This window comes from Rhizobium sp. RAF56, assembly GCF_052113965.1.
Lineage (GTDB): Bacteria > Pseudomonadota > Alphaproteobacteria > Rhizobiales > Rhizobiaceae > Rhizobium.
Genome location: NZ_JBFRDU010000001.1, coordinates 165,505 through 181,352 on the forward strand (window position 1 = coordinate 165,505; position 15,848 = coordinate 181,352).

General features: G+C 61.9%; 17 protein-coding genes. 8 read left to right on the forward strand and 9 right to left on the reverse strand.

Annotated features, from left to right (window positions below):
* Positions 1–137 precede the first annotated feature (137 nt).
* The 4 genes from metG to AB4048_RS00755 all read left to right on the forward strand — a co-directional run bounded on the left by metG (position 138) and on the right by AB4048_RS00755 (position 3,878).
* On the forward strand, positions 138–1,694 hold the full coding sequence (gene metG, locus AB4048_RS00740; protein ID WP_442199987.1) for a methionine--tRNA ligase: 1,557 nt from the start codon (positions 138–140) through the stop codon (positions 1,692–1,694).
* 81 nt (positions 1,695–1,775) lie between these two features.
* A complete protein-coding gene (locus tag AB4048_RS00745; protein ID WP_442199988.1) occupies positions 1,776–2,555 on the forward strand; it encodes a TatD family hydrolase in 780 nt (259 codons plus the stop codon).
* Positions 2,556–2,559: 4 nt separating this feature from the next.
* On the forward strand, positions 2,560–3,387 hold the full coding sequence (locus tag AB4048_RS00750) for an MBL fold metallo-hydrolase (RefSeq protein WP_442199989.1): 828 nt from the start codon (positions 2,560–2,562) through the stop codon (positions 3,385–3,387).
* A complete protein-coding gene (locus tag AB4048_RS00755) occupies positions 3,384–3,878 on the forward strand; it encodes a YbaK/EbsC family protein (RefSeq protein ID WP_442199990.1) in 495 nt (164 codons plus the stop codon). The genes AB4048_RS00750 and AB4048_RS00755 overlap by 4 nt, the downstream gene beginning before the upstream one ends.
* Positions 3,879–3,884: 6 nt before the next feature.
* Here the strand turns inward: AB4048_RS00755 and AB4048_RS00760 are convergent, their stop codons facing one another.
* Together AB4048_RS00760 and AB4048_RS00765 are read right to left on the reverse strand one after the other, a co-directional pair.
* On the reverse strand, positions 3,885–5,666 hold the full coding sequence (locus tag AB4048_RS00760) for a M23 family metallopeptidase (RefSeq protein WP_442199991.1): 1,782 nt from the start codon (positions 5,664–5,666) through the stop codon (positions 3,885–3,887).
* A 180-nt stretch (positions 5,667–5,846) separates the two neighbouring features.
* Entirely contained in the window at positions 5,847–6,599 is a 753-nt protein-coding gene (locus tag AB4048_RS00765; protein ID WP_442199992.1) for a tryptophan 2,3-dioxygenase family protein, read from the reverse strand.
* A 133-nt stretch (positions 6,600–6,732) separates the two neighbouring features.
* Here AB4048_RS00765 and AB4048_RS00770 point away from each other — a divergent pair, with 133 nt between their 5' ends.
* The 3 genes from AB4048_RS00770 to AB4048_RS00780 are packed head-to-tail and all read left to right on the forward strand — an operon-like array spanning position 6,733 to position 7,879.
* Positions 6,733–7,215, forward strand: a complete 483-nt coding sequence (locus tag AB4048_RS00770) for an Lrp/AsnC family transcriptional regulator (RefSeq protein ID WP_442199993.1) — start codon at positions 6,733–6,735, stop codon at positions 7,213–7,215.
* A 47-nt stretch (positions 7,216–7,262) separates the two neighbouring features.
* On the forward strand, positions 7,263–7,484 hold the full coding sequence (locus AB4048_RS00775; protein WP_442199994.1) for a type II toxin-antitoxin system VapB family antitoxin: 222 nt from the start codon (positions 7,263–7,265) through the stop codon (positions 7,482–7,484).
* Entirely contained in the window at positions 7,484–7,879 is a 396-nt protein-coding gene (locus AB4048_RS00780) for a type II toxin-antitoxin system VapC family toxin (RefSeq protein ID WP_442199995.1), read from the forward strand. The genes AB4048_RS00775 and AB4048_RS00780 overlap by 1 nt, the downstream gene beginning before the upstream one ends.
* Positions 7,880–7,886: 7 nt before the next feature.
* Here AB4048_RS00780 and AB4048_RS00785 read toward each other — a convergent pair whose 3' ends face one another.
* From AB4048_RS00785 to AB4048_RS00810, 6 genes are all read right to left on the reverse strand, one after another.
* Complete coding sequence (locus tag AB4048_RS00785) at positions 7,887–8,960, reverse strand: ABC transporter ATP-binding protein (protein WP_442199996.1); 1,074 nt, start codon at positions 8,958–8,960, stop codon at positions 7,887–7,889.
* Positions 8,957–9,892: a PfkB family carbohydrate kinase gene (locus tag AB4048_RS00790; protein ID WP_442199997.1), complete on the reverse strand. Its 936-nt coding sequence runs from the start codon at positions 9,890–9,892 to the stop codon at positions 8,957–8,959. The genes AB4048_RS00785 and AB4048_RS00790 overlap by 4 nt, the downstream gene beginning before the upstream one ends.
* Position 9,893: 1 nt before the next feature.
* Positions 9,894–10,913, reverse strand: a complete 1,020-nt coding sequence (locus tag AB4048_RS00795; protein WP_442199998.1) for an SIS domain-containing protein — start codon at positions 10,911–10,913, stop codon at positions 9,894–9,896.
* A gap of 2 nt (positions 10,914–10,915) precedes the next feature.
* Positions 10,916–11,761 carry a carbohydrate ABC transporter permease gene (locus tag AB4048_RS00800; RefSeq protein ID WP_442199999.1) on the reverse strand — a complete coding sequence of 282 codons (846 nt, stop codon included), beginning with the start codon at positions 11,759–11,761 and terminating at the stop codon, positions 10,916–10,918.
* Positions 11,761–12,645, reverse strand: coding sequence for a carbohydrate ABC transporter permease (locus AB4048_RS00805; protein ID WP_442200000.1), 885 nt, complete (start codon positions 12,643–12,645; stop codon positions 11,761–11,763). Before AB4048_RS00805 ends, AB4048_RS00800 begins: the two co-directional genes overlap by 1 nt.
* Before the next feature lie 97 nt (positions 12,646–12,742).
* Positions 12,743–13,981 carry an extracellular solute-binding protein gene (locus AB4048_RS00810; RefSeq protein WP_442200001.1) on the reverse strand — a complete coding sequence of 413 codons (1,239 nt, stop codon included), beginning with the start codon at positions 13,979–13,981 and terminating at the stop codon, positions 12,743–12,745.
* 245 nt (positions 13,982–14,226) lie between these two features.
* On the opposite strand from AB4048_RS00810, the gene AB4048_RS00815 reads away from it, so the two are divergent.
* Positions 14,227–15,447: an ROK family transcriptional regulator gene (locus AB4048_RS00815; RefSeq protein WP_442200002.1), complete on the forward strand. Its 1,221-nt coding sequence runs from the start codon at positions 14,227–14,229 to the stop codon at positions 15,445–15,447.
* Positions 15,448–15,507: 60 nt separating this feature from the next.
* Here the strand turns inward: AB4048_RS00815 and AB4048_RS00820 are convergent, their stop codons facing one another.
* Positions 15,508–15,816 (reverse strand): hypothetical protein, encoded by a 309-nt coding sequence (locus AB4048_RS00820; protein WP_442200003.1) that lies wholly within the window; start codon positions 15,814–15,816, stop codon positions 15,508–15,510.
* Positions 15,817–15,848: the final 32 nt, after the last annotated feature.

Genomic DNA, 15,848 nt, shown 5'->3' on the forward strand with positions numbered 1-15,848 from the left:
GGTCGAGTCAAGCCGACAGCCGGGCACGGGTGTCGGTTTAGCTCTGCCGAAACTTAATGTTTCGCTTGGGCGGAACTTGCGCTAAGAGCGTGCGGTGCAAAAATAACAATAGACCCGCCATAGGGACGATGCCGGCCATGACTGAAAAAACCCCGTTCTACATCACCACCGCGATCTCCTATCCGAACGGCAAGCCGCATATCGGCCATGCTTACGAATTGATCGCGACGGACGCCATGGCTCGCTATCAACGTCTTGACGGCCGCGAGGTGTTCTTCCTGACGGGAACGGACGAGCACGGGCAGAAGATGCAGCAGACGGCGCGTGCCGAAGGCGTCGCTCCGCAGGAACTGGCAGACCGCAACTCGGCGGAATTCCAGGCAATGGGCAAGCTGCTCAACGCCTCGAACGATGATTTCATCCGTACGACGGAACAGCGCCATCATCTGGCGTCCAAGGCGATCTGGAAACGGATGGCGGCAAACGGCGATATCTACAAGGACAGCTACGCCGGCTGGTACTCGGTTCGCGACGAGGCCTACTATCAGGAGAACGAAACCGAGCTGCGCGCCGACGGCGTGCGCTATGGTCCGCAGGGAACGCCGGTGGAGTGGGTGCAGGAGGAAAGCTATTTCTTCCGCCTCTCTCAATACCAGGACAAACTCCTGAAGCTCTATGAGGAGAACCCTGACTTCATCGGCCCGGCGGAACGCCGCAATGAAGTCATTTCCTTCGTGAAGTCGGGGCTGAAGGATCTGTCGATCTCGCGCACCACTTTCGACTGGGGCATCCAGGTGCCGGACGATTCGGCGCACGTCATGTATGTCTGGGTCGATGCACTGACGAACTACATCACCGCAACCGGCTATCTCGACGATGAGAACGGCCCGCGCGCGAAATTCTGGCCAGCCGATATTCACATCATCGGCAAGGACATCATCCGCTTCCACGCCGTCTACTGGCCGGCCTTCCTGATGTCGGCGAAGCTGCCGCTGCCGAAACGCGTCTATGCCCATGGCTTCCTGCTGAACAAGGGCGAGAAGATGTCGAAGTCGGTCGGCAACGTGGTCGATCCGGTCAACCTCGTAAACCATTTCGGCCTCGACCAGGTGCGTTACTTTTTCCTTCGCGAGGTCTCTTTTGGCCAGGACGGCAGCTACAGCGAGGAAGCGATCGCGACCCGCATCAACTCCGACCTTGCCAACGGCATCGGCAATCTCGCCAGCCGCTCTTTGTCGATGATCGTAAAGAATTGCGACGGAAAGATTCCGGAGTGCGGACCTCTGACGGACGAGGACAAGGCGATGCTGGCGCAGGCCGATGCGCTGCTCGACATCACGCGCCAGGACATGGAAAAGCAGCTCATTCACCGCGCGGTGACATCGATCATCGCGGTGGTCTCGGAAGCCGATCGCTATTTCGCCGGCCAGGAGCCCTGGGCGCTGAAGAAGACGGACCCGGCGCGCATGGCGACGGTGCTCTACGTCACGGCCGATGTCGTGCGCCAGATCGCGATCCTCTTGCAGCCCTTCATGGCGGGCTCGGCGGGCAAGCTGTTGGATCTCGTCGCCATTCCCGCCGACAAGCGGGATTTCGCAAGCCTGGGTGCAGCCGGCCGCCTTGTGCCGGGCACGCCGCTAGAGGCTCCCAAACCGGTGTTCCCGCGCTATGTCCCACCGGAGACGACGGACTGATCAACGCGGCGTACCGCGCGTGAAGCCAGAGAGTGCCGGGCGTGCCGCGCCCGGTGTCCATGCCGGAAGAAGACAGACAAGATGCTGATCGACACGCACTGCCATTTGGATTTCGCAGATTTCGTCGAGGAGCGCGACGATATCGTGGCGCGCGCCCGCGCGGCCGGTGTCGGCCAGATGGTGACCATTTCGACACGCGTGCGCAAACTCGACGGGCTGTTGGCTCTTGCGCGTGCCTATCCCTCGGTATTCTGCTCCGTTGGCACACACCCGAACAACGCCGACGAGGAACTCGACATTCAAATCGCGGATCTGGTGCGCCTTTCGGCTCACGAGAAAGTCGTCGCGATCGGCGAGGCCGGCCTCGACTATTTCTATGACACCGTGAAGCCAGAAGATCAGAAAACCGGTTTTCTTCGCCACATCGCCGCCGCGCGCGAAACGCAGTTGCCGTTGGTCATCCATAGCAGGGCGGCTGACGAGGACATGGCGGCGATCCTTGTCGAGGAAACCGGGAAGGGCGCATTCCCCTTCATCCTGCACTGCTTCTCGTCAGGTGCCGCACTTGCAAGGACCGGCGTCGAGCTTGGCGGCTATGTCTCGTTTTCCGGTATTCTGACGTTTCCGAAATCGGAAGAGTTGCGCGAGATCGCGAAGACGATCCCGCGTGACCGGTTGCTGGTGGAGACCGATGCGCCTTACTTGGCGCCGAAGCGCTGGCGGGGAAAACGCAACGAACCGGCCTATGTCGTCAATACCGCCGAGGTGCTTGCCGACACGCTGGGCGTGAGCTTCGAGGAGGTCAGTGCCTTCACCACGGAGAATGCCTATCGTATCTTCTCCAAGTTGCCGAGGATCTGACGGCGTGACCTTCCGGCGACGCTTCACCATTCTCGGCTGCTCGTCGTCCCCCGGCGTACCTCGTATCACCGGCGACTGGGGCGCTTGCGATCCGAAGAACCTGAAGAACCGTCGCACGCGCGCCGCGTTTCTGGTCGAGCAGATCGGCCCGGACGGCGGCCTGACAACCGTGGTCGTCGATACCGGCCCCGATTTTCGCGATCAGATGATCCGATCGGGTGTCGCGGCGGTCGATGCCGTACTCTATACGCACGCTCACGCGGACCATATTCACGGCATGGACGACTTGCGCGGCTTTTTCCACACCGCCCATCATCGGATTCCGATATACGCGGACCAGCCGACGATGGAGCGCATTCGCGAAGGTTTCTCCTACTGCCTCGAGACGCCACCCGGCAGCAACTACCCCGCGATTGTCGACCCTGTGATCATCGAAGATCTCGAGGCGCCGTTCGTCATTAACGGTCCGGGCGGGGCCATCGATTTCCAGCCCCTTCGGCAGGTACATGGCGACATCCGCTCTTTGGGATTTCGAATCGGGAGCGTCGCTTATTGCAGCGATGTCAGTGATTTCCCGGCGGAAACTGTTGCAAGACTAGAAGGCCTTGACGTCTTCATCGTCGATGCCCTGCAATATCGTCCGCATCCGAGCCACCTGTCGCTGGAGCAGTCGCTGGCGTGGATCGAGCGCCTGAAGCCGAAGCGGGCGATCCTGACGCACATGCATACGCCGCTCGACTATGAGACCGTGCTCGCCGAGACGCCACCACATGTTGAGCCGGCTTTCGATCAGTTGCGTTTCGAGATTGACGTGGAGGATGAGCACCTGTGAGCGAGGACATTAAAAAACTGTCGAGCCTGGAGCGTGTTGAAGAGGCCGCGCGCGAGCTCGGCCTCGATATCGTCGTCAGACGCATGGAGCAGTCGACGCGAACAGCCGAAGAGGCCGCAAGCGCCGCCGGCTGCCACGTCGGCCAGATCGTGAAATCGCTGGTCTTCGTCGATGCGGAAACGAACCGGCTCGTGCTGCTCCTCGTGTCCGGAGCGCACAATGCCGACGTCGCCTTCATTGCCGCGACCTACGGACTTCGCCTGAAGCGGGCTGATATCGATCGTGTGCGGGAAGAGACCGGATTTGCCATCGGGGGCGTTGGCCCGATCGGGCATCAGGTCGCGCTGCCGGTGTTCCTGGATGAAAGCCTCTTGGCGCATGAGGTCGTCTGGTGCGCCGCAGGCCGGCCGGACAGCATTTTCTCCTGCGATCCAGGGGTGCTCGGCGAAAAGATCGCAGCGACCGTGATCAGGGTTCGGGCGGACGGATAGGCGCGCCTATCGCTTCTGCGTGCCGGCCGGTTGCGGCTTGGCTACCGCGAAGGGGCTGGTTTCGCCCTGCTGCGGCACATCCAGATAGCTCATGATGTTTTCGACGTGATCGACCTGCGAGCGCAGGTTCGCGAGCGATTTGCCCTTGAGGTTCGTTCCGGCCGGCAGGGAGGCCGTCATCGGATCCTCGTAGCGTCCGTTGACGCGAAGTTCATAGTAGAGGTGAGGGCCGGTCGAATAGCCAGTCGAGCCGACGAAGGCGATCGTTTGTCCCTGCGTGACGCGCTGGCCCACCTTCAGGTCCGATACGGCAGACGCGATATGCGCGTAGGTGGTCTCATAGCCCGAATCGTGGCGAATGCGGACGTATTTTCCGTAGCCGGTCTCTTCCGAGATCTTCGAGACGATGCCGTCGCCTGCCGCCAGGATCGGGCTGCCCATCGGCGCACGGAAATCGACGCCGTTATGGAACTTCTTCACGCCGAGAACCGGATGGATTCGCCAGGCAAAACCATCGCCCAGCTTGCCGCCGGGAACCGGCTTGTGGGCGAGAACCTTTGCAACCGAGCGACCAGCCTCGTCGTAGAACTCGGATGGAGCGTCCGTTCCGTCGCGGTGAAGATAGAAGCGGTGCGCCTCGTCGCCGGTGTGGAATTCGATGAACATAAGCTCCGTCTTGCCGTCATCGGACTTGCGAAACAGGAGATCGATGCTGTCGGGGGCATCGTCGCTATCGTCGAGCGCGACATCGTTCGCCTTCGCAAGCCGCATGAGATCGGCGACGGCATTGGATGACAGCCCGGCATTCTCGAGCCTGCGCTTGAGCGCGCCCGCGCCGCGCATGCCCTTGAGATCGACGGCGGCAACTTCGGAGGACGACGGCGCGTCGGCCTGGCCTTCGCTATAGAGCGTCGAAAACAGGCGGTCGTCGGCAAGGGGCACGAATCCGTTGGAATCGTCCTTCGCAACCACCTTTTCGTGGCGGCCTTTTTCGCCGTTCAGCTTGGCCATGATGAGCTTCGGCTGCGCGTCGGAAGGATCCGTTTCGAGCAGTAGCTCCAAGCTGTCGCCTGGTGCTACAGCGTCCGTTGCGAGCGCTCGCGCAAGTTCCTCGCGATGGTCGGCGCTGACGCCGGCGCTCTCAAGAATATCGGCCAGATCCTGGCGGCTCTTCGGCATCGTCACGAGCCGCTTTATTTCGCGCGTCGGCGCCGGCCCGGCGGCAGCGACGCTCATGTTGAGCGGCACGCCGTTGAGGGGGAGACGCGCGCGTTTCGCGGTGGTGCGAACGAGCGGGATCGTGTCAGTCAAATCGCGGAAATCGAGGAATGACGGACCGGGCAGGAAATCGTCTATTTCGGGCCGCGCCCTTGCCGACACGAGAGTGGCTTCGGCTCGCTCGCTGTCTCCCCTGAACACCAGCGTCGTGCGGTGGTACTTGAAGATGCGTGTCTCGCCGCTGGAAAGCTGCTCGGCCACCTCGGCAAAGCGGTTCCCGTCGAAGCGGCGTTTCGTTGCAAGCCGGGCGCTTTTTTCCATGGCGGGAATGGGCGGGACGATTTCTGCTGGACGGGCGGGCACAGCGGCCGCGACGGCGGTTCGGGTAGCGATCGGATAGAGAACCGCCGAGAGCAGCGCCACGGACGTGCAGGCGGCGAGGCCAACCGCAAAGGCGTGTCTGAGGTGGGGAGAACCAGGAAGGAGAGGGATGCCTGACGCGTTTGCCACAGTGCTCGCCGGAATGGCCGATTCCGGCGGATACTGAACATTCAACAAATTGTCGGCCATGAAATGCGAATGCCCTGCCCAAATTCTTTGAGGCTCAAACTATTGGGGATCGTGGCGGAATCTAGGCGATTGTCGAAACGTTGTTAATTTCTACGTCTTTAGCCGGGAATTCGCGTTAACGAGTGGAAATATCTCAGTCCGGGCGTGGGCAGACCGCGCGATACGCGGTCTGCGGAGCGTTCATTCGGCAGCTGATTCGGGTCGCGGCAGGGTGTCGCGAACGACACCGTATTCGGCTCCCCATCGATCCGTCATGTCGCAACGGATATCCCAGAGCTCCGGGAAGAAGCGATGGCGAGCGCCTGCCTGCAAGAGGTCCACGGGACGGCCCTTCAGCGACTTCGAGCCGAGACCGATGGAGCGGTGGATAAGGTAGACGTGATGAGCCCGGAACTTCTGGAACAACTCATCGAATTCCACCAGCGCTTCCGCCACGACATAGCTGTCGCCGTGGTCGTACTTGGCATCGTAGACGTCTTCGACGGTCAGGTTGCGGCCTTCGAGATAGGTGGTCCTGAAGGCTTTCCAGAGATCAGGGGGGATGCGCAGCAAAAACTTGAACCCCGGGGATTCCTGGCCGCTGCCGTTGCCGAGTTGCAGGCGAATCTCCTGGTATTCTTTCGGCGACATGGTTTCCAGGAGATCGAGCTGCTGCGTCATCATGCGCATCAGCCGGTGGACGCGTCCCATCAAGGTCACGATGCGGTGTGTGTCGGCCTTTTCGAGGTAGTCGATGACATCGACGAGCGTATACGCCATCAGCTTCATCCACAGCTCTTCGACCTGATGGACGACCTGGAACTGCAGCTCGTCGGCGTTGACCATGTCGGAGAGCGGCTTCTGACAGTCAAGCAGCTTGTCGACCTTGAGGTAGACCCCGTAGTCGCGCAATTCGGGCTGCTCGATGCGAGCGTAGTAGTCTTCCTTCTGCATGTGCCGTTCCTCGTATTTGGCGCTTTAGTAATAAAAGGATACGGAATTTTCACTTGAACATTGTTTCTAATTGTCATTCAAAATGCAGGATAACGAGAACGTATGCTGCATCCAATGGGAAAATTGTAGAACGATGGACCTCAATCCACTTGATCAGAAGATTGTCACGGCTCTCGAGGCGGACGCGCGGCTTTCGTTTGCGGCACTGGCCGACCAGGTGGGTCTCAGCAAGACGCCGTGCTGGAAACGGGTGAAGGCGCTGGAAGAAGCCGGCGTGATCCGTGGCTACCGCACGATGCTCGATCCGGCTCTGCTCGGCTTCGGCATCGAGGCTTTCGTCCAGATCTCGATCGACCCGGAGCGCTTCGAAGCCTTCGAGGCGGCGGTGCGCGAGCATCCGCTCATCTGGCGCTGCCATGCGACGACAGGTGAGGCGGACTATCTGCTCCACGTGCTTGCCGCCGATATGTCCGACCTAGATCGCCTGCTGCGGCAGGAATTGAGCCGCCTTCCGGGGGTCCACCGCACGATCACCTCGATGGCGACGCGGGAGATCAAGAGCGATATTTCCTTTGCAAGCGCCGCCCTTCACCGTCGCCGGCGAAACGGGCAATAGTGTCGCGCCGGCTGGTGAAGACATCTGAATGCAATCGAGGAGAAGGCATGCCGCTTTACATCAAGGACGACGCCGTCGACCGGCTGGCGCGACGTTACCAGACACTGACGCAGGCGCCGTCGAAGTCGGAGGCCGTGCGCCGCGCGCTTCAGAAGGCTCTCGACGAAGAGATGACGAAGCCGGCGCTGGAGGATATCGCGGTCGCCTTCTGTCGTGAGTTGAGGAAACGGGCGGACAATGCTTCCGCCCCAGGCAAGGTGGATACCTGATGTTCGTCGATCACTCCGTGATTGCTGCCATGATGAGCGATGAAGAGGCAGCACGAGTGTTCGCCCGCCGGCTGCAGACCGCTTCCAGTCGGATGACGTCTCCGATCGAGGCGGCGCGGGCCGCCATTGCCGTTTCGCAGACGCTGTCGCTGCCGATCGCGGATACCGACGCCGCCGTCAGGGCTTTTCTGCAGGTCGTCAACATCCAGTGTCTCGCCGTGCCGCCGCGAGCCGCCACGCTTGCATGCGAGGCCTATGCGCGCCGCGCCGGCGAGGAAGGTGTGGCGGCTCTCGATCTCAACGACTGCATGACCTATGCATGCGCCCGCTACTATCGTCAGCCGCTGCTCAGTGCGTCGGATCGCTTTCGCGGCATGGATGTTGCTCTGGTCTGAGCATTTCTCAAGCGAGAGCGCGGCCGTTCTCGGGATCGAAGAGGTGCATTGCCTGCTCATCGAAGACCAGCGTCAATTCCGCGTCTGTCGCCACGGCTGAACGCGGCGGCAGGTTCGCCATGATCCCTTGATTGCCGACGAGCGCAGTCACCACCAATTCCGGACCGGTCAGTTCGGCCACATCCACGCGGGCCTTCAGCGTCAGGCCACCGCCTTCGCCGAGGCGCATAGCCTCGGGCCGCACGCCGAGGATGAGCCTGCGCCCATCGGTCGCGATGCCACGAAAGCGCGCCGGAAGCGGCAGAACCATCTCGGAATTGTCGATCGCCAATTGCTCACCCTTGACGGTCACGTTCAGCATGTTCATCGGCGGCGCGCCGACAAAGCCGGCGACATAGAGCGTGGCCGGTTGATTGTAGACCTCCTCCGGCGTGCCGAGCTGTTCGATCCGTCCGTCGCGCATGACGGCGATGCGGGTTGCAAGCGTCATTGCTTCGATCTGGTCGTGGGTAACGTAGACGACCGTGGTCTTCAACATCTGGTGCAGACGCTTCAGCTCGGTGCGGGTCTCCATGCGCAGCTTGGCATCGAGATTGGAGAGCGGTTCGTCGAACAGAAAGACCTCCGGCTTGCGGACCAGCGCGCGGCCGATGGCGACGCGCTGGCGCTGGCCTCCAGAGAGCTGGCTGGGTTTGCGCTCGAGCAGCGGTTCGATCTGCAACAGCTTTGCAGTATCACGCACCGCCTTGTCACGGACGTCGGCGGGAACCTTGCGCATCTCAAGGCCAAAGCCGATGTTGCGATGGACGGTCAGGTTCGGATAGAGCGCATAGGACTGGAACACCATCGCGATATCCCGATCCTTCGGATGCACGCCAAGCACCGAACGGCCGCCGATCAGAATGTCGCCGCCGGTCGGCTCAGCAAGGCCGGCGATGATGTTCAACAGCGTTGATTTCCCGCATCCAGAAGAACCAAGCAGCACCAGGAATTCGCCGCTTTCGAGCGAAATGTCGATGCCCTTCAGCGTTTCGACGTCGCCATAGGTCTTGCGGATATTCTGGATATCGAGCGCGCTCATCGGCGAAACTCTCCGGTTTCGGGCGACGATGGGCCGCCATAGCTGCGGGGCAGGGTGGAAATGGCGCGGGAGGCGACGGTAGTTCCTGCTTCGAGGCAGGCGGCCAATGGCTTCTCCTCGGCAAGCGCCGCAAGGAAGGCGGCGTTGAAGACGTCGCCCGCGCCAATCGTATCGACCACCTTGACGGTCGGTGCTGCGGCTAACACAAGCAAACCGTCGGCATCGATCGCAATGGCGCCTTCGGGCCCCCGCTTGACGACGACGATAGCGCCGGCCGGCATGTGGCTCTTGAGATCCCGTGCCGCCTCGATCGGATCAGAAAGACCCGAAAGCGTCGTCGTCTCGACCTCGTTGAGCAAGGCGCATCCGCAACGCGACAACCAGCCGCGTGTGGCTTGCTTGTTCGCCTCCGTCCAGCCGTCCATCGGCCAGCCGGTATCGAGCGCCACCGTGATGCCATGGCGATCCGCCCAGTCGAACAAGCCGGGATAAGAGGCGGTGAGGTCGTCGGTCAGGAAGGAGCCACACAAAAGCGCGTAGCCGCCGGAAAGCGTGTCGCCGTCGAGAACGGAAAAGACGTCCGCCAGCGAAAAGCGCGGCAAGTGTCCCCGCGTGGTGAAAAAGGTCCGCTCGCCGTCCGGATGGGTGATCCCGACCGAAAGCGTCGTGCCTTCGGGGCCGACAGTCCACTTCTCAGCGCGGTCCCCAAAGGATTCGCGCAGCCAGCGGCCAAACTCGTCGGCGCCGACATGGGCGGCAATGTCGAAATCAACGCCAAGCGCTTCCCAAGCAAGTGCGCTGTTGCCTGCCTGGCCGCCAACGCGAAGCTCGTCGTGGTCGACGATAACCTCGGTCCCCGCCTTGGGCCACGGCTCGGCTGGTCCCAGGATCAGGTCCACATTGACGTTGCCGATAACTGCAAGCGGACGCATCTCACTCACTCCGGGTGATCTTGGTCGAGCGGACCGGCGTCCCTGCGTTCTCGACGCGAGCGTCGGCGAAGGCGACCATGAAACGCTGCGCGACAGGCAGCATCGCAAATATCGCCGCCATGTCCGCAGCGGGCTCGAATGGGATCGTCGTTGCACCCGCTACGGCCGCCTCGCCAGAGGAGTCGAAGATGATGACGGGCGAGCCGGTCTCCACGGCCGACACGGCCATCGCGGTCACAAGCGCGGAGGTGTGATCCTGCCCGCGGAAGAGCACGACACCGATCTCCGGCCCCAGCATCTCCATCGGTCCGTGACGAAGCTGACCGCCTTCGAGCGAAAAGCAGGGGCGGCGAGAGAGTTCGGTAAGGCCAAGCGCCAGTGCTTCCGCAAGGCCCTGCAGACGGCGGCCAGAGGTGACCACCGCTGAAACATTTGCGAAAGCGGCGAGCGCCGGCGCGTTGTCCTTCGTGGTTTCTTTCTGAAGCGCGGCAAGTGCGGCCGTGGGATCGTTGCCCAAGGCGGCGAGGATCGCGAGATGCAACGCGAAGCTGACCGTCAAGCTTCGCGTCGCGGCAAAGGCAAGCTCGGTGCCACCGGCACCGACGAGCGACGGTGCGGTCTTGGCGAGCGACGAGGAGCCTTCCAGCGTCAGGCCGAAGGTGTGTTGCGTGCCGCCGTCGTTTTCCTGGAACCAGCGCAGCACCTCGGCGCTCTCACCGGATTGGGACGTGATGAGCACGGTGCGATCGTCGATCGGCAGCGGCTGGCAAAGTTGCTCGGAGAGCGGAACGGCGATCGCTTCGATGCCCACCGCGCGGTAGAGCGGCTCGACGGCGCGGTTGACGGCGTGCGAGCCGCCCATGCCGAGCAGCAGAATGCTGCCGGTGACCTCCACCGAGGCGGCGACTGTCGCGGCTGTCTCACACGCGCCCTCGAAGGAGGCGATGGCGTCGACGTGCTGGCGGGCCATCTCGCGATCGATCGCCTGCAAGCCGGTTGGGCGGTTGCTGTTCGAGTTCATGGTCATCCTTTGACGCCGCCGCTGGTCAGCCCTGAAATCAAGGCGCGTTGCATGACGAGACCGATCACGACGGGTGGCAAGGCGGCAAGCACGCCCGCGGTAGCGATCAGTCCGTAGTCGGACACGCGGCCGCCCGCGAGATCGGCGATGGCGACGGTGAGAGTTTTGGCACGCTGGTCCGAAGTGAAGAGCAGCGCGTAGAAGAATTCGTCCCAGGCAAGCAGCAGCGCGAACAGCGCCGACGTCGCGAGCACCGGTGCGGCGAGCGGCAGCGTGATGATGCGGAGCGTCTGGAACAGGCTCGCGCCATCCATCATCGCCGCGGCTTCGATTTCGCGCGGGATAGAATCGAAACCGGACTTCATCAGCCAGGTGGTGAACGGCGCAAGTATGGTGAGGTACACCAGCGCCAGCCCAAAGACATTGTTGAGCAAGCCGAAATAGGCAAGGCCCATGTAGAGCGGCACCGCAAGCGCGACCGGTGGCAGCATGTAGGTGGCGATCACCATGTAGAGTGACCAGCCGACCGACGGCGTGCGCGAAACCGCCCAGGCGGCAGGAATGGCGAGTGCGACGGCCGCGATCGTTGCCATTCCCGATACGATGAGGCTGTTGAAGAGCGAGGCAGTGAAGGCCGCGCCGGCGCTGTTTTGGAGCCGGGAGAGCAGCACGGCATACCGCGAAAAATCGACGGCCTGCGGCCACCAGCGCAGCGGCTTGGCAGCGAGATCAGCGGCCGGCGATATGCTCATGACGAAAAGCCAGACGAGCGGCGCCAGGATGACGGCCGCAAGAACGAGCGCGGCGACATACACGAAAGCGGTGAAGACAGGGCTTTGGCGTTCCATCAGGCGGCACTCCCCGCGCTTTTGCGCACCAGGGCTGCGTAGGCGGCCGCAAGCACGCTCACCAGCAGCGTGACCATCAGCGCAAGCGATGCACCGGATCCGGCACGCTGGAAGGAGAAGGCCTCTTGATAGACGAGGATCGACAACGTGCGGGTGCTGTTGGCCGGTCCCCCTCGTGTCATGACCCAGATGATATCGAAAACCTTGAAGGCTTCGATCGTTCGAAGCACCAGCGCCACCATCAGCGGGCCGGCAAGATAAGGCAGGATCACGAAGCGAAACCGGTTGAAAGCGCCGGCGCCGTCGACCAACGAGGCGGCGGTGATGTCGCGCGGCACTGCCTGCAGGGCGGCAAGCGCTATAAGCGCCACCAACGGAAAGTTCTTCCAGCAATCGGCGACGATAAGTGCGGCCAGCGCGGTGCCCGGCTCGCCGAGCCATGAGCGGTAGGCGTCAATGATACCGAGCTGGGTGAGCGCAGCGTTCAACGCGCCGTACTCGGGATTGTAGATCAGTCGCCATAGTGTGGCGTTGACCACGGTCGGCAGTGCCCAGGGCAGGATCATCAGCCCGCGCAACAGGGCACGCCCTCGGAATTCCTGATTGAGTAGCAGCGCCGCGAGGACGCCGAGCACCATTTCGGCAAAAACGGAAATGACGGCGAATTGCGTCGTGGTGATGAGCGTGCGCTGGAAGTTGGCACCGCTGATCATCTTCACGTAGTTGTCGAGCCCGACGAAGGTGCCAGGCGTGCCGACGAGCTTGGCGTCGGTGAAGGAGAGCCCCACGGTATCGACGAGCGGCCATCCGATGACGCCTACCATCACCGCAAGCAGCGGAAGCATCAGGAGCCAGGCGCGGGTTGTCATCGAGCTGCCGGACATGAGGCGCTCCTTCGTGAACATCTGAGTTTGCAAAAACGGATCCGGGCGGCGTGGGAGGAACGCCGCCCGGACATCGGCGGATGCGATTAGGCTTCCGTCAGAGGCCGCTGTTGTCGGCGGCCGTCTTCAGCGCATCTTCCGGTTTTGCCTGGCCAAGCAGCGATTCCTGGATCGCCTGCTGCAAGGCGGTGGAAAGCTCCTGATACTTCGGCGTCGTCGGGCGCGGGAACATTGCGGCAAGTGCATGCTTGGCGGCGGCGATCAACTCTTCCTGGCCCTTTGTGACCGCCGGATCGTCATAGGACGTCGCCCAGATCGGCAGGCTGAGCTTGGCGTACTGGTTTTGCACCGGCTGCGAAGTCATGAAGACGATGTATTTCCAGGCTTCGTCCTGATTCTTGCTGGTCGCGGTGATGCCGAGACCCATCGAGCCGTTGACCGCCGAGACTTCGCTCTTGCCGGCAACCCCGGGAGCTGGCACGACACCGACCTTCCCGGCAACCTTGCTTTCCTTCGGATCGTTGGCAAGGTTGTACATATAGGTCCAGTTCAGCGCGAAGGCGGCATCGCCGTTCTCGAATACCTTGCGGACGTCTTCCTCAAGGAATTCCTTCGAGTTCGGATTGGTGACGCCAGAGGCATAGCTGGAAACCATATATTTCAGCGCATCGAGACCGCCGCCGGTCTGGAAGGCCGGCTTGCCGTTATCGAGGAACTTGCCACCATAGGCGCTGAGCAACGTGGTGTAATCGCAGATCGCGGCTTCGGCCTGCGACCAGCTCCAGGCGATCGGGGTTGCGAGCAGGCCCTTGTCCTTGATGGTCTTTGCCTGTTCGGCAAGCTCTTCCCAAGTCTTCGGCGGCGCCTTGATGCCGGCCTTCTCGAGAATGTCCTTGTTGTAGAATAGGTATTTGGTGTCGAGGATCCAGGGCATGCCGTAGGACTTGCCGTCATATTGGACCGTCGTCCACGCACCGGGCAGCACGCCCTTTTTCATGTCGTCGGTAATACGCGAGGAAACGTCGACCATCACTTTGTTGGTCGCATACTCGGCAGGCCAGATCACATCGAAGAGTGCGACGTCATAACCGCCGCCGGAGCCCTGTGCCAGCACCGTCTTGTCGTGCAGGCCTTCGTAGGGCACGAATTCGAGATTGACCTTGATGTCCGGATTGGCCTTGGTGAAGGCCTCCGTCATCGCACGGATATCCGCCTCGCTATAGGCCGCCTGCGCCATGAACAGCGCGTTCAGCGTCGTTTCGGCATAGGCGTGCGTTGCGAACGATGCTCCGATCAGAGCGGCGCCGAGAAGCGCTGTGTGTCTTGATTTCAACATTCCATCCTCCAGTGACTGACGGTCGCGATGACATGCGATGTCCACACTGACGATGGCGCATCGCGGGTACGGATGACGTCGCGCGAACGCGGCGCCGGCAAGCATGTCGGAGCGTCGTTGGGCGTTTGGACCGTAGCGGTCTTCCGCCTCTGCGTTCCCCCGGAACTCTGCGGTTCCTTATTAAGTCAATTGTCTTGACTTATTTGTTCTTCAACATTCTACTTAAGTCAAGAGGGAATTAGCCAATGGATGATGTTCGCCCGATCCGCGCCAAAACCGGCACCAATCAGGAAGGCGCCAGCGCCCATAACCGGCGTGTGATCATGGATGCGCTGAGGGTGAACCGCTCGCTTTCGCGGGCGGATCTGGCGCGCGCTACAAGGCTCACGAAGCAGACCGTTTCCAACATCGTAGAAGAGCTCGAAGGCGACGGGCTCGTTGTCTCGCTCGATGCCGTCAGGCGTGGCCGCGGTCAACCATCGACGCCATACCGGCTCGTGGCCGAAGGCGCCTTTGCCATCGGCCTACACATCGACAGATACCTGACCAGGGCTGTCGCGGTCGACCTGCTGGGCAACGTGCTGGTGCGCGCAGAAACAAGCCTTTCGCTCGGATCTCCCGCCTTGGGAGTGAAGGCGATCCTCGACCTGATAGAGGGTGTGCGAAGGGACCTCGGGACACTCCACCGGCAATCCGAAAAGCGATTGGTGGGTCTTGGCGTTGCCATGCCAGGCCCGTTCGGGTTGGAGGCCAAGGATGACGACCCCTGGATGATGGCGGCCTGGCAGAATTTTCCGTTGCTGGAAACGCTTGCTGCCGGAACGGGGCTCGAAGTCGGCCTTCAAAACGATGCCGCCGCATCCGCCACCGCGGAGCGGATGGTCGGGGCCGCGCATGGCCTCGATCATGCCGTCTGCCTCTATCTCGGCTACGGCATCGGCGCCGGATTGATTTTGAACGGCGAACTCTACAGCGGCTCGACCGGCAATGCGGGTGAGATCGGCATGGTCCTGTCGCCTCCCAGCTCAGAACAGGGCGAGCGCCGGCCGCTGGAGCATCGCGCGTCGCTGGCCTCGCTTTATCAGCATATGGGTATGAACGCCGCCGATCCGGATCTCTATCAGGCGCTGGCGGCTGCCTCGCAAAACAGGGATCCGATGCTGATGTCGTGGATCGGCTCGGCGGCCACGGATCTGCGCTGGAGCGTTCAGCTCATCGAGACGATATTCGACCCCGAAAGCGTCATCCTTTGCGGTACGGCGCCGGAACCGCTGGCGCGTCTGCTGATAGAGGCCATGCATCCGCTCTTGCCCTCGATTGCGGAGCACCGCGACCGACGCGCGCCTCGCCTTCAACTCGGCATGAGCGACCCCTGGGCAAGCGCGCTCGGAGCTGCGGCCGAACCCATCAGCCGCACCTTCGATCCAAGGTTCTCAGCCATACTGAAGACGCGAGACAGCGCATAATCCCTCGAACCGAAGCGGTTCGATCCAAGGGGATAAGCGCAAGTCACACGTTTCGATGCGTCACTGGCAACCGGAAATGGCGCCGAGATTATACGTGTTTGCCCGGTTGCCGACCGTGTTCGGGCTCGAGTCGCACTGAAGCCGCGGCTGGCTGAAGCTATTGGTGTCGTTGACGCTGCCGGTAATCGACGGATCGAGATTGATGTTGCCATTCGGAAGGATCGAATCCTTGGAATGGTCAGTACCTGAGAAGGCCTGATGCAAACGCGGCCCCTTGAACATTTCCGTCGTGCGCGTGTCGTTCTGCGCGGCGGCGGTACCTGCTATGCCGATGATGAATGCCGAGATTGCAACTGATCTGAGGAACATCGCCCTAGTCTCCCGGGTTGGTGGCGAATCAC